This is a genomic window from Streptococcus sp. 343_SSPC, from assembly GCF_001072385.1.
Lineage (GTDB): Bacteria > Bacillota > Bacilli > Lactobacillales > Streptococcaceae > Streptococcus.
On record NZ_JVKU01000016.1, the window covers coordinates 145,162 to 159,118 of the forward strand.

At 40.4% G+C, this 13,957-nt stretch carries 10 protein-coding genes and 1 other annotated feature; all 10 genes read right to left on the reverse strand.

Features of this window, described 5'->3' with window-relative positions; genetic code table 11:
* Positions 1-17: 17 nt before the first annotated feature.
* On the reverse strand, positions 18-470 hold the full coding sequence (locus tag ADH27_RS04600) for a hypothetical protein (protein WP_048716071.1): 453 nt from the start codon (positions 468-470) through the stop codon (positions 18-20).
* 609 nt (positions 471-1,079) lie between these two features.
* On the reverse strand, positions 1,080-1,448 hold the full coding sequence (gene rplL, locus ADH27_RS04605; protein WP_048716072.1) for a 50S ribosomal protein L7/L12: 369 nt from the start codon (positions 1,446-1,448) through the stop codon (positions 1,080-1,082).
* A gap of 76 nt (positions 1,449-1,524) precedes the next feature.
* Positions 1,525-2,025 carry a 50S ribosomal protein L10 gene (gene rplJ / locus ADH27_RS04610; RefSeq protein WP_048691273.1) on the reverse strand — a complete coding sequence of 167 codons (501 nt, stop codon included), beginning with the start codon at positions 2,023-2,025 and terminating at the stop codon, positions 1,525-1,527.
* Positions 2,026-2,063: 38 nt separating this feature from the next.
* Positions 2,064-2,199 (reverse strand) — a sequence feature (ribosomal protein L10 leader region).
* Positions 2,200-2,261: 62 nt separating this feature from the next.
* Positions 2,262-3,059, reverse strand: a complete 798-nt coding sequence (locus ADH27_RS04615; protein ID WP_048716073.1) for a formate/nitrite transporter family protein — start codon at positions 3,057-3,059, stop codon at positions 2,262-2,264.
* Between the two features lie 181 nt (positions 3,060-3,240).
* Positions 3,241-3,939 (reverse strand): glucosaminidase domain-containing protein, encoded by a 699-nt coding sequence (locus ADH27_RS04620; RefSeq protein ID WP_048716075.1) that lies wholly within the window; start codon positions 3,937-3,939, stop codon positions 3,241-3,243.
* A gap of 146 nt (positions 3,940-4,085) precedes the next feature.
* Positions 4,086-4,682 carry a ribosome biogenesis GTP-binding protein YihA/YsxC gene (yihA, locus tag ADH27_RS04625; RefSeq protein ID WP_048716078.1) on the reverse strand — a complete coding sequence of 199 codons (597 nt, stop codon included), beginning with the start codon at positions 4,680-4,682 and terminating at the stop codon, positions 4,086-4,088.
* Positions 4,683-4,693: 11 nt separating this feature from the next.
* Positions 4,694-5,926 (reverse strand): ATP-dependent Clp protease ATP-binding subunit ClpX, encoded by a 1,233-nt coding sequence (gene clpX, locus ADH27_RS04630; RefSeq protein ID WP_048716080.1) that lies wholly within the window; start codon positions 5,924-5,926, stop codon positions 4,694-4,696.
* A gap of 33 nt (positions 5,927-5,959) precedes the next feature.
* A complete protein-coding gene (locus tag ADH27_RS10315) occupies positions 5,960-6,133 on the reverse strand; it encodes a hypothetical protein (protein WP_006596311.1) in 174 nt (57 codons plus the stop codon).
* Between the two features lie 3 nt (positions 6,134-6,136).
* A complete protein-coding gene (locus ADH27_RS04640) occupies positions 6,137-6,649 on the reverse strand; it encodes a dihydrofolate reductase (RefSeq protein ID WP_048716082.1) in 513 nt (170 codons plus the stop codon).
* Between the two features lie 149 nt (positions 6,650-6,798).
* On the reverse strand, positions 6,799-13,767 hold the full coding sequence (locus tag ADH27_RS04645) for a CshA/CshB family fibrillar adhesin-related protein (protein WP_082160974.1): 6,969 nt from the start codon (positions 13,765-13,767) through the stop codon (positions 6,799-6,801).
* Positions 13,768-13,957: the final 190 nt, after the last annotated feature.

Below are 13,957 nucleotides of genomic sequence, written 5' to 3' on the forward strand. Positions count from 1 at the left end.
ATCCCTTCTAGATACGATTATTTTTGACGTTTGAATTTTGCGTATTTGAAGAAAGCAAAAACTTCATAATCACTAGATTCTGCTTTTGATACATCCAAAGTCAAAACATCACCATCAATCTTATACTTGACTTTATCTTTACCACCTTCTGCTGATTCAAGAGTTTTACCATTTTGATCAGCTTTCAGGTCAATTGTTTTCTCTTTGCATTCACCAAGAGCATTCATTTTGATAATCATCTTAGCTTTTGTATCTTTAATTTCAATTGTCATTGTCAAATCAAATTGATCAATGACCTTCTCAAGTTGCTCATCAGTAGCCCCTTGCTTTTTAAGGATACTTTTAATTTGATCCTTCTCAGCTTTATAGACATATTTCCCATTGTCGCTAGTTGTAGAACCACAAGCTACAAGGAAAATCGCACCAACTGCCAACAAAGCAGCAAAGACAAGACGTTTAAAGTATTTCATCAGAAATCTCCTTTTTTGTTGATAAACACTATTTTATCAAAAAATTAAAAGTCTAACAATATAATATATTAGTAAGAACTTAGAAAGTAGAAAACTATTCGGTAGAGGCAACACACTCCAAAAAAATTACGTTTCGATTTGATAAATCCAACAGAAAACAGCATTTTGATCGGTTCAATATCTATTTTCTGGAGAACAAAAAAGTAGATAGCCCTATACTATCTACTTTATATATTTTATTTTTGACGTTTGAATTTTAAATTTTTCTAATTTATATTATTTTATCAAATATAAAAGAATTGTAGATATGTTGATTGACAGAAATTAAATTTAAAGGAGTTTGATTTAAAAAAATAGACAATCATTTAATCCTCAAAGATTTCTGATTCCTATTTTGTGTTTAATAGTTTCATTCGGTTAAAAAGCTGCTAATATCACCTTCGGACTTAAATGCAATCAAAAACAGCTTTCTAATCTTGAAAAATTTACATAGAATCCTACAGTAGATAAAGTACAGAATTAATCTGTAAAAAATAGGACTTAAACTCAAAATTGTACACAAAAAAACCGAGGTCTAAACCTCGGTTTTCATTTTTATTGGAAACTCTATTATTTAAGAGTAACTGAAGCTCCAGCTTCTTCCAATTTAGCTTTAAGTTCTTCAGCTTCAGCTGCAGCAACACCTTCTTTGATAACACCAGGTGCACCATCAACAAGTTCTTTAGCTTCTTTAAGACCAAGACCAGTGATTTCACGTACAACTTTGATAACGCCGACTTTCTTGTCGCCTGCAGATGTCAATTCAACGTCGAATGAATCTTTAGCAGCACCTGCGTCAGCAGCACCAGCTGCAGCAACAGCTACAGGAGCAGCTGCAGTTACACCAAATTCTTCTTCGATAGCTTTTACAAGGTCGTTCAATTCAAGGATTGAAGCTTCTTTAATTTCAGCAATAATGTTTTCAATGTTCAATGCCATTGTTATTTCCTCCAAATAAGTTTTAAATTTTTTTATTTATAATTTTTGTAGCTAGGCTACGCTGCGTAGCTTAAGATTAAGCTGCGTCTTCTTTGTTGTCTGCAACCGCTTTGACTGCAAGAGCAACGTTGCGCACTGGCGCTTGAAGTACAGAAAGGAGCATAGAAAGAAGTCCTTCGCGGTTTGGAAGAGTTGCAAGAGCAAGAATCTCTTCTTTAGATGCGACAGCGCCTTCGATTGCACCACCCTTGATTTCAAGTGCGTCAGCGTTTTTAGAAAAGTCGTTCAAGATTTTCGCTGGAGCGATAACATCTTCGTTAGAAAATGCTACTGCAGATGGTCCAACAAAAACAGATGCAAGATCTTCAAGACCAGCTTTTTCAGCTGCACGACGTAAGATTGAGTTTTTGATCACTTTGTACTCAACTTCGCTTCCACGAAGCTCACGACGAAGAACTGTATCTTGTTCTACTGTCAAACCACGAGCGTCCACAACGACGATTGATGCAGCAGCTTTCATTTTCTCAGCTACTACGTCAACTAGTTCCGCTTTCTTAGCAATAATTGCTTCACTCATTAGTGTGTTCACCTCCGTAATTATTTTGCTTGGGGAATTTTTCCAAAAGAAAAACGCGCCCAAACCTAGACACGAAAGTACAATACGCTTCTTTTTACATGATACGTTTTGTCCTCGGTAGGATCTTTATGAGTCGAGCTCCCCTACTGTCTTAGGCAGTTTTTTCAAACCGTTATTTAGTGTATCACATAAAAAAAAAGAATGCAAGTATTTTTGCAAACTTTTTTTAAAAATAGTTAATCTTTATAGATAGTCTTGGTACGATTGAGCCATGCATAGGCTAAGCCCATGATCACTCCTCCACCTACCCAGTTCCCTACAAAGGTGACAGCATAATGACGAAGCACATTGAAGAACTCTAAGTGAGGCAAATCTTTCGAAATAGAGTTAAAAGTAGCTAATGAGAAAGAAGCAAAGTTTGCCGCGATGTGTTCATTGGTAAGGAAAACAAACATATAAATAGCTGACAAAGCCATCAGAACTTTCGCTGTTTCATCTTTGAAGAAAAGGTAGGACAAGATTGCTATGTTAACGAAGATGTTAGCAATCACTCCTTCAAAGAAGACCAATTGATTGGAACGTTGGAGCTTCATCTCTACAACTGAACCAAGGAAGCCTTTTGGATTCAGATTAGCAAAAGCACTTGTCTGACTGAAGAGAAATGCCAGGAACAAAGCACCAACTAAATTAAAGAATGTACAATATAGTAGAATTTCTAAAGCTTTCTTCCAATTTATCTTCTTAAGATAAACTCCAGCTGTTAGGTACATCATATTTGAAGTCGTTAGTTCACTATTTAAGAATAGTAAATAAACCAATCCCCAGGCAAAAATAAATGGGAACAAGAAACGACCGGAACCTGGCAAAAAGGTATTGAGCAAATCTGCACCCACAATCCCAACTGCTGTACTCATTGTGAGAAATGCACCCGCAAACATAGAGCGAACAGCATACCGAGCTTTAGAAGCAGTATACAGTTCTTCCTTCTTCTGACATGCTGCTTCTACTTTAAGAACAAAATTTGATTCTCCCATCTGAATCTCCTTATATATTGAATTTGTGAACTTCTTCATTATATCATAGTTCCAACTTTCTGAAAAGGTTTTCAGAAAAATATTAGTAAAAATACTGTGTTCTATATAAAAAACGATTTAACACGAATATAAGAAAAAACAGACCTTAACGGCCTGTTTATCATTCAATTTAATTCATATCTTATAAGAAACGATTTGCCCAAGCGATATCCAAGTTCAAGATCTCTTGAGTTGTGTATTGTTGGCGATAAGGGTTGTAGACCGTGCCTTCATACCCACCATATACACTTGGTGAATCATACTGAGTCAAATTGTATGCTTCGATGATATGGTTCAATTTTGCATAGTAACTTGTATCAGTAGCATAGACACCTGTTAAAGCAGCTGTTGCATCCTGGTAACTTGTTGTATTGCTCTTCCAAGCTCCTGCAAAGTGACCTTGTTTTAAAACGGCAACATAGTCTTGCAATGATTCATAGTAGCTAGGGTATGAACGGAAAGCATCGTTGATGGTATAGGCATTTCCATTACCGTCATCTTCCCACGTCTGCATCACAGCTGATTGACCAGCATAACTACCTTTAATACCAAAAAGGTTGTAGTGTGGATAAGATGACAAACCAGATTGACCAGCTCCACTTTCTAAGATGGCTTGAGCAATCATAACAGATGCATACAGATCATTTTCTTGACCTAGTTGGCGAGCAGATTCACCGATTTGTGAGATGAAGGCTTCTGTTGGATCTGCATATTGAGAATAAGCTTCATCATTAGCCCCAACATTTCCCACATGTTCACTCATGGCTGCCGCTACTGTTCCTACAGCTACCAGAGCCACTAAGGATCCAATCAATTTCGATTTATTTAGTAATTTTTTCAATGCGATAATCTCCTGATGTTTTAATGAAAACTCTTTAAGATGATTATAGCACAGAAAAGCATTAAATTGTTGAGTTCAATATTACATTTTAATTACAATATCGAGATAAATCAAACAAATAAATAACAGGTCAGTAATAATACGATTTATTCCGAAAAACTATAGTCAAAAATTGCATCCCAAGCTTCTTCTACTCCCGTTTTATTAACGGATGAAAAGATGATAAAAGTATCTGTTTTATCAAAATCCAATTTCTTCTTGATCATGGATTCATGCTTGTTCCATTTTCCCCTTGGAATTTTGTCGGCTTTGGTCGCAACTAAGATAACAGGGATCTCGTAATATTTTAAAAACTCGTACATCTGGACATCATCTGCCGAGGGTTCATGACGAAGATCAACCAAGCTAATAACAGCTCTTAAATTCTCTCTCGATGTCAGATATTCCTCAATCATTTTGCCCCATTTCTCGCGTTCTTTTTTAGAGACACGAGCATATCCATAGCCAGGTACATCAACAAAACGAAGTTTGTCATCGATATTGAAAAAGTTCAATAATTGTGTTTTTCCTGGTTTTCCTGATGTACGGGCCAAGTTTTTGCGATTTAGCATGGTATTAATAAAAGAAGACTTGCCGACATTTGATCGACCGGCAAGTGCAACTTCTGGGATATCATCTTGAGGATAATGGCTTTTATTGGTAGCACTCAAGAGAATATTCGCATTATGAGTATTTACTTTCATAGAATTTCTTTCTAGGCAGTTTCTAAAATTGGTTTTTCAGTTCCGTTAACTGCTTCTTTGGTGATCCGAACCAATTTAACGTCTTCTTGACTTGGGACTTCAAACATCACATCCAACATAGTTTCTTCGATGATGGAGCGTAGTCCGCGAGCACCAGTCTTGCGTTCGATGGCTTTGCTTGCAATTTCTTCAAGTGCTTCGTCATCAAATTCCAATTCAACGTCGTCAAAGGATAAGAGAGCTTGGTATTGTTTCACCAAGGCGTTTTTTGGTTCTTTCAAAATACGAACCAAGTCATCCACTGTCAATTGCTCTAATGCAGCAAGAACTGGAAGACGACCGATTAACTCAGGGATAATACCGAATTTTTGGATATCTTCTGCAACGATTTCTTGCATATAAGAGCTTGATTCATCGATGGCTTTGTTATTTTGACCAAATCCGATGATCTTCTCACCCAGACGTTGCTTCACGATTTCTTCGATCCCATCAAAGGCTCCACCGACGATGAAGAGGATGTTCTTGGTATCGACTTGGATCATTTCTTGTTGTGGGTGCTTACGTCCGCCTTGAGGTGGCACACTGGCTACAGTTCCTTCGATGATCTTCAAGAGAGCCTGTTGAACCCCTTCACCAGATACATCGCGGGTGATAGAGACGTTCTCACTCTTCTTAGCAATCTTATCGATTTCATCAACATAGATGATGCCACGTTCTGCACGCTCAATATTGAAGTCAGCTGCTTGCAAGAGCTTCAGAAGGATGTTTTCAACGTCTTCTCCGACATAACCCGCTTCTGTCAAGGCTGTCGCATCTGCAATGGCAAATGGAACATTCAAGCTCTTAGCAAGAGTTTGAGCCAAGAAAGTTTTTCCTGAACCTGTAGGCCCAACCATCAAAATGTTTGATTTTTGAAGGTCCACATCGTTGTCTTCTTCACGATTTTCGTGGAAGTTAATCCGTTTGTAGTGATTGTAGACTGCTACTGCTAGCGCTCGTTTCGCACGATCCTGACCGATGACATAGTGGTTAAGGATATTGAGAAGTTCGATTGGTTTTGGAACCTCTGAAAGGTCTGCCAAGACTTCCTCAGCTAATTCTTCTCGAATGATTTCTTGAGCTAACTCAACACATTCATTACAGATAAAGGCATTATTTCCAGCGATAATCTTCTGTACTTCGTCTTGGTTCTTACCACAAAACGAACAATAAACCATCATATCGTTTGATTGATTTGTAGGCATTTTCTTCTCCCGATTCTATAGTCTGTTTGTAATTTATTTAAATAAAGTCATATAAAAGGCGTGAATCGAATTCACAAGATTGGTAAAGGCATTTAATAAGAAGAGGGTGGCTAAGCCATAGCGCTTCTTCCGAAGGGTCTGAGAAGCACATACTAGGCAAATCACGCATAAAACGGCTGTAAAAAAGCCAAAGATACTACGTTCCATGAACTAGTCTTCCTTTCTTTCAAAATGTCTAATGGTAAAGTCATAAGGGTTTTTTTCGTCTTTTTCAATCGTGCGCTCGTCTAGTAACTGGAACTGATCCCAATGGAAGTCTTCTGGGAAATAGGTATCTCCTTCCAATTGGGCATCGATGACAGTCTGGTAGAGCTCCTCTAGATAAGGCTCGAAAAGGCGAATCACCTTCTCCCCACCGATAATAAAGAGCGACTGATCCTGATTCCTATACCAGTCTAAAACATCCTCTACGGAGGTTTTTAACAAGACCTTTTCATTCTCTACATCATACTTGTCATCTCTAGAGAGAATGATATTGGTCCGATTTGGCAGGACGCGTTTGTTTAATCCTTCGTAGGTAACTCTCCCCATAAGGATCGCATGGCCCGATGTCGTTTGTTTAAAGTGCTGCAATTCAGCTGGTAAATGCCAAGGCATAACCTGATCCTTACCAATCACTCCATTTTTTGTCTGAGCCCAAATGCCAATTACTTTCTTACTCATTCTTACATCCTTTACACTGATACTACTATTTTATCAAATTTTTCTAGAAAAGACAGTTTCCAACTATTGGTTCCTCCATCAAAACTTTCTATTTTTTCCGTCAAAAAAACCGCGATTTCTCGCGGTTTTGATGAGACAAATCCTAAATCTTAGTCTTCTTTTTTGCGTTTAGCAAGTCCGAATAATGAGAGACCTGTCAAAGCGCTAAGAATAGCAAGACCAGTTTTAGAAGTTTCCTCTGTACCAGTTTCAGGAAGAACTGCTGTTTCATCAGATGGATTGATGAATTTAGTTTCCTTAGTTTCTGGAACTGGTTTTGGATCTGGCGTTGGAACTGGATCCGGAGTTGGTGCCGGTGTAGGAACCGGAGTTGGAGCTGGAGTTGGAGCTGGAGTTGGTGTAGGAACCGGAGTTGGTGTTGGAGTTGGTGTTGGAGTTGGTGTCACCGTCTTCTTGTAGATGTGTTGTGTATTACCGTTCTCATCTACAATCGTCTTCACAAACTCGTAACCTGGAATATCTTTCTTCGGTTGCTCACCATCTTCTGTTGGATAACCAGGAATTGGATTTCCATTTTCATCTACGTGTGAAGTAGTAACTTTCTCGTAGACGTGCTCTGTATCACCGTTTGGTAATTTCTTGGTTTCAACGAAGCGGTAACCTGGAATTTCAGCTTTTGGCTCTTCTCCATCAACTGTAGGATATCCTGGGATTTCTTTACCTTCTTTATCAACAAATTTAGTGATTGGAAGAACAGTTGGTGTGTAAGTTGCAGAAGCTTTTGTTCCGTTCACATCTTCACGAACCACTGTCACTGCTGGTGCAGTTCCTGTAAATTCAGGTTCTGGAGTGAAGGTTACGGTTCCGTCTGCTGCTACTATGTAAGTACCAACACCTGGAATTGTCTTCGTAGTTGATCCATCTTCAAAGGTTGCTGGAACTTGGTCATTCATTGGTACACGGCTATCACCTTCTGTGAAGGTTGGTTTACCTGTTTGAGTGGCACCCTTCTTACCAATTGAAGTAACTGGTTCACCTGTTGGAGTAACTGGTGTTACAGTTGGTGTGTAAGTAGCGGTAATTGGTGTACCGTTCTTATCAACACGTTTCACAGTTACGCCTGTACCTGTTCCTGTGAATGATTTTTCTGGTACGAAAGTAACAGTTCCATCTGGTGCTACTGTGTAAGTTCCTTCACCTGGAATAACTTTAGTTGTTGAACCATCTTCGAAGGTTGCTGGAACTTCATCATCCATTGGCACACTTGGGTTACCAGGCGTGAAGCTTGGTTTACCAGATTGTGTTTGACCTTGGATATCTGTAGAAGTTGCAGGTTCAGCTGTTGGTGTTACAGGAGTTACAGTTGGTGTGTAGGTCGCAGAAGCTTTTGTTCCGTTCACATCTTCACGAACCACTGTCACTGCTGGTGCAGTTCCGACAAATGATTTCTCAGGTACGAAGGTTACTGTTCCATCTGGGGCTACAGTATAAGTACCAACACCTTCAACTGTCTTCGTAGTTGAGCCATCATCAAATGTTGCTGGAACTTCATCGTTCATTGGTACACGGCTGTCACCTTCAGTGAATTCAGGTTTACCTGTTTGAGTTGCACCTTGTACATCAGTAGATACTGCTGGAGTACCTGTTGGTGTTACCGGTGTTACTGTTGGTGTGTATGTTGCAGTAACTGGAGTACCGTTCTTATCAACACGTTTCACTGTTACGCCTGTACCTGTACCTGTGAATGATTTCTCAGGTACGAAGGTTACTGTTCCGTCTGGAGCAACTGTGTAAGTTCCTTCTCCTGGAATTGTCTTCGTAGTAGATCCATCTTCAAAGGTTGCTGGCACATCATCATCCATTGGGATTGCAGGGTTACCAGGTGTGAAGCTTGGTGTACCTGTTTGTGTTTTCCCTTGGATATCTGTAGATGTTGCAGGATCAGCAGTTGGAACAACTGGAGTAATCTTAGGAGTGTATGTTGTTTCAGCTGGAGTGCCATTTGCATCCTTGGCTTGAACCTTAACTGGAACGACATCACCTGAATATGATTTATCAGTTGGTGTGAAGGTTACAACACCTGTTTCTTTATCAACTGTGAAAGTACCGATTTCTTTACCTTCTGGCGATTTAGCAACTACTGATGCAGCTGGTTGGCCATTTTCATCAAGAAGAGTAATGGTATCCTTGTCGATTGGTGCAACTGGATCACCTTCTGTGAAGGTTACAGTTCCAGTTTGTACCACACCTTGAGGAGCTTCTGATTCAGCTGGTGTTGCTTCTGGTGTTACCGGAGTTACAGTTGGTGTGTACTTAGCTGTAACTGGAGTACCGTTCTTATCAACGCGTTTCACAGTTACGCCTGTACCTGTTCCAGTAAATGATTTTTCTGGTACAAAAGTTACTGTTCCGTCTGGTGCTACTGTGTAAGTTCCTTCTCCTTCAACTGTCTTAGTTGTTGAGCCATCTTCAAAGGTTGCAGGGACTTCATCATCCATTGGTACACTTGGGTTACCTGGTGTAAAGGTTGGTGTTCCTGTTTGTGTTTGACCTTGTTTATCAGTTGAAGTCACATCTTCAGCTGTTGGTGTTACAGGAGTTACAGTTGGTGTATAAGTTGCAGAAGCTTTTGTTCCGTTCTTATCTTCACGGACAACTGTCACTGCTGGTGCAGTTCCGACGAATGATTTTTCTGGTACAAATGTAACTGTACCGTCTGCTGCTACTGTGTATGTCCCAACACCTTCAACGGTCTTCGTTGTTGAACCGTCGTCGAATGTTGCTGGAACATCCTTGTTGATTGGTACACGGCTATCACCTGCAGTAAATTCAGGTTTACCTGTTTGAGTGGCACCTTGAATATCTGTTGTTTCTGCTGGTGTAGCAGTTGGTTTAACAGGAGTTACAGTTGGTGTGTAGGTTGCAGATGCTTTTGTTCCGTTCTTATCTTCGCGGACAACTGTCACGGCTGGTGCAGTTCCGACAAATGATTTTTCTGGTACAAATGTAACAGTACCGTCTGCTGCTACTGTGTATGTACCAACACCTTCTACTGTCTTAGTGGTTGATCCATCGTCGAATGTTGCTGGAACATCTTCGTTGATTGGCACACGGCTATCGCCTTCAGTAAATACAGGTTTACCTGTTTGAGTGGCACCTTGAATATCTGTTGTTTCTGCTGGTGTAGCAGTTGGTTTAACAGGAGTTACAGTTGGTGTGTAGGTCGCAGAGGCTTTAGTTCCGTTCTTATCTTCACGGACAACGGTTACAGCTGGTGCAGTTCCGACAAATGATTTTTCTGGTACAAATGTTACTGTTCCATCTGGAGCTACTGTGTAAGTACCAACACCTTCTACTGTCTTAGTTGTTGAACCGTCATCAAATTTCGCTGGAACATCTTCGTTGATTTCAACAGTCTTTTCAACACCGTTAACTTCAACTGTACCACCCTTGAATTCAGGCTTACCTGTTTGAGTGGCACCTTGGATGTCTTTTGTTTCTGCTGGTGTTGCAGTTGGTGTTACTGGAACAATCTCTGGAGTGTAAGTTGTATCAACCTTGATTCCGTTTGAGCTCTCAGCTTGAACCTTAACTGGCGTTACTTTACCTGTGTAAGACTTATCAGTTGGTGTGAAGGTTACAGCACCAGTTGCTGGGTCGATCGTGAATGTACCGATTGGTGTTGTTCCATCTTCCGCGTAAGCTGTTGTAGTTGAAACTTCGTTACCATCTTTATCCAAAAGTGTGTAGCTGTTATCTTTAATAGTGATTTCTTTGTCTTCACCATTTACAGAAACAGTTGTACCCGCAAAGGTTGGTTTACCTGTTTGAGTAGCACCTTGGATATCTTTAGATGTAGCTGGATCTGCTGTTGGTACAGCTGCTTTTACAGTAGGTGTGTAGCTTGCATCAGAAGTGATAGTTGCAGTTTTACCATTAGCATTTGTAACAGTCGCAGTTGCTTGAACTTTAACCCCTTTAGCAGTTCCGACAAAGTCTTTCTCAGGAGTGAAGGTTACCGCACCTGTAGTAGGATCAATTGAATATGTTCCTTCACCTTCTACTGTCACAGTAGTTTCATCAGTAGGTTGACCAGTTGCTGGGTCTACCAATTTCTTACTTGTGATTTTCGCAGTCTTATCGTTGCTCAACTCAAATGTAGGAGTTTGAGTTTGTGGAACGTTTTGGATATCCTCAGAAACCTTGTCTGTTGGAGTGATAGCAATTGGAGTTACAGTTGGTGTGTACTTAGCTGTAGCTGTCTTAACGTACTCCTTTTGAACCTTACCGTCTTTATTACGTCCAACTGGCGCTGACAATGTAACTTCCACACCTTTAGCTGTACCAGTAAAGCTTGGTTCTGGAGTGAAGGTTACTTCTCCAGTTGAAGGATTAATCGTATAAGTTCCTTCCCCTTCAACTGTTACAGATGTCGCATCAGTCGTGCGACCTGTAGCTGGATCTACCAACTTAGCCGGGTATTCTGCACTTGGAGTGATTTCAATCTTATCACCATTTAAGTTAGTAGCAGTTGTATTAAAGGTAGGTGTTTCTTTTTGAGTTGCCCCTTGAACATCAGTCGAAGTTTTGTCAACCCCTTCAATTTCAATTGGAGTGACTGTTGGAACGTATTGACCATCCATAGTATTCAACTGACCATTAATGTTTGGTTCTTGATCTGGGAATTTTGTTGACCAACCAGTGTCATAGCCATTATTATCTACACGACGGATAGAGATACCATCTGCAGTTCCTAGGAAGTTATCTTCTGGGATAAACTCAACGTCTACGTCTTTACCATTGGCAGTAATCTTGTATTTCCCTTGACCTGGGACGACATAGTAACCTTCAGCATCAAGCGTTGCACGGTTGCCATCTTTATCAACGATGTATGGTTCTACAGTTTCGTCGATGACTGCCTGAGAGTTACGTTGATACTTGTGTTCACCACGAGCTGTAAAGGTTACTGTTGCTGTTTGTTTAGTAGCTTGAGGACCAGAAGTTTCCTTAAATTCCCCTTTTGGTGGATGGGTGATTTGAGTCTTGAAGTCTTCTACTTCCCCTGAAAAGGCCATACCCGTTGGGCTTTCAATCTCAGTAGCTTTCTTAGCAATACGGACACGAGCACCAAGCTCGTTGACGCTAGGATCAATAAAAGTTTTGCTGTTGGCGAAGGTCAACTCAACAGTGCCATCTTGTGTGATTGTAGCGAGATTTGAGCGTTCATCCTCATCGAATTTACCATTTTGGTTAAAGTCTACCCAACCATAGATATGTGCTTCTGAAGCTCCATCCAAATGGGCTTGAACTGACATCTTGTAGTTCCCTGGACGTGTACGATCCATCTTGATCATCTCATTGGTTGTCCCTTTGAGTTCATCCGGAAGCAATTGGTCAATTCCTTCATCGGCTGTTGTTGCCTTATCATCACCGAACCAGTCAAGAGTCGTGTTTTCATCCATATCAGGACTCACGTTACCAAGATACGGTTGATTTACTTTAGCTCCAGTAACGCCATCTACAGTTGCAATGGTATGGACTGCCTTACCATATGACTCAGGAGCATCCCCTTCATCAAGTGGGAAGAATCCTAGCATAGCAGACTGTTTACCACCTGAAGCGATATAAAGTCCCACTTCAGATGCTCCACGCGTCATTACGAGTGGAACTGTGTAATTACCTTGAGAAATGTTTGGTCCAAAGATACCAGTTCCTAGACCACCTGTAACTTGGTCAGGATTTCCGAAATATTTCCAAGCTACTGGTTTCTTTTCTGGTCCAACTTGAGTAGAATCACGAAGTTGTCTTAGGTTAATGTTATTATATTTAGGTTTAGGTCCCAAAAGGTTGTCTGTATCTTGTGGTTGATAAGGAACAGAGGTGGCTGGTTTGTTAAACTTCTTCCATTCCCCAATGTGCTGCCAACCTTGTCCGTTGGTAGTGAACATAACAAATTCACCAGGGTTAGCAGACTCGCCATCAGCCATGACAACAGCTGGCTTCACTGTCTTGCCACGGAAGGTTGCAGAGATTTCAAACTGAACCCCAATATTTCCACCATTCATAGCTGAACCCATGGTAGTCTTCTTGGCTTTCGTATCAACGTTTTCAAGTTTAATTTCAGTCCAATTGTTTTGAGCATCAGCGACAACGTCGGCTTCTTCGCCATCATTAAAAGCTTTTTTAGCCCCTTTTGAAGTAACACCACTTACATAGCCATTTTTTGCATTTGGATCATAGGTTGCTTTTTCAGCTTCTGTAGCCCCTTGCTCTTCCATCCGTTTTTTGTAGATTTCAGTCGCTTGGAAAGGCTTCAAGGATTTGACTTTTACCGTAACTACATAGCCAGGCATGATTTCCTTGGTATAAGTAGCCCCAACTTGAAGAGCTAGTTTTTCTTCTAAATCTTTATCAGGAAATTGGTCATTTTTAGGGACAATGACTGTTTTTGCCCCTGTCCAGTTGGCTACATCTCCAAAGTCCAACCAAGTAATCTGGCTAGTCATAGATTTGGCATCAAGATCTGTTGTAAAGCCTGGTTTTTCAACTTTTGGAGTTGAAGTTGCGTCTTCAACGTCATCCCCGATCAAGCTTTCGTCATTAGGATCCCCGATTGCACGACGAGTACGTTTACTACGTTTACCACCAGAAGTTTCTGCTGTTACAGCAGGAGTTTCAGTAGCTGGAGCTGCGACACCTGCAGCCACTTCTTCTTTCTTATCTGTTGCAGCTGCTTCAGTTGCCTTGTTGTTAGGGTTTGTTGAAGCTTCTGTTGCTGCAGGAGTTGCTACAGCCGCTTTATCTTCAGTAGTAGCTGCAGTTGTTGGTTCAGTAGTTGTTGGTGTTGCACCTGCTGCAGTTACTGGTGCTTCAGCATTGTAAGTTTTAGCTGAAGTTGAAGCTTCACTTGTTGTAGTAGTTGCTTCAGTTGTTGTTGCAGGTTGAACCGCTTCTTCTGTTGTTGCAACAGTTGTTGGGTTCTCTGCGTTTTCTTCGGCTGCTACGCTAGAAGCTGTACCAACCATTACGAGTGTTCCTAAAAGGACAGAGCAAACTCCGACATTCAATTTACGAATCGAAAATCTGCTAATGCGATCATTAAATAAATCCTTGCCCATTATAATCCTCCATAATTTTTTTACAATTAATAAGCTAATTTATTGGCCTATATTTTAAACCTTATATATTCTATCAGATTAATTTAAATTATCAAAGCGAAATGACTCAAAAAACTAATCATTTTTTAAAAATTTGATGATACTACTAATCGGTAGATTTAAAAAATAGGAAGTAGAATCCATTTTTATG

Bases quoted from the DNA above. Each gene is read 5' to 3' on its own strand.
- ADH27_RS04600 (WP_048716071.1), bottom strand. From the start codon at position 470: ATGAAATACTTTAAACGTCTTGTCTTTGCTGCTTTGTTGGCAGTTGGT.
- rplL (WP_048716072.1), bottom strand. From the start codon at position 1,448: ATGGCATTGAACATTGAAAACATTATTGCTGAAATTAAAGAAGCTTCA.
- rplJ (WP_048691273.1), bottom strand. From the start codon at position 2,025: ATGAGTGAAGCAATTATTGCTAAGAAAGCGGAACTAGTTGACGTAGTA.
- ADH27_RS04615 (WP_048716073.1), bottom strand. From the start codon at position 3,059: ATGGGAGAATCAAATTTTGTTCTTAAAGTAGAAGCAGCATGTCAGAAG.
- yihA (WP_048716078.1), bottom strand. From the start codon at position 4,682: ATGAAAGTAAATACTCATAATGCGAATATTCTCTTGAGTGCTACCAAT.
- clpX (WP_048716080.1), bottom strand. From the start codon at position 5,926: ATGCCTACAAATCAATCAAACGATATGATGGTTTATTGTTCGTTTTGT.
- ADH27_RS10315 (WP_006596311.1), bottom strand. From the start codon at position 6,133: ATGGAACGTAGTATCTTTGGCTTTTTTACAGCCGTTTTATGCGTGATT.
- ADH27_RS04640 (WP_048716082.1), bottom strand. From the start codon at position 6,649: ATGAGTAAGAAAGTAATTGGCATTTGGGCTCAGACAAAAAATGGAGTG.
- ADH27_RS04645 (WP_082160974.1), bottom strand. From the start codon at position 13,767: ATGGGCAAGGATTTATTTAATGATCGCATTAGCAGATTTTCGATTCGT.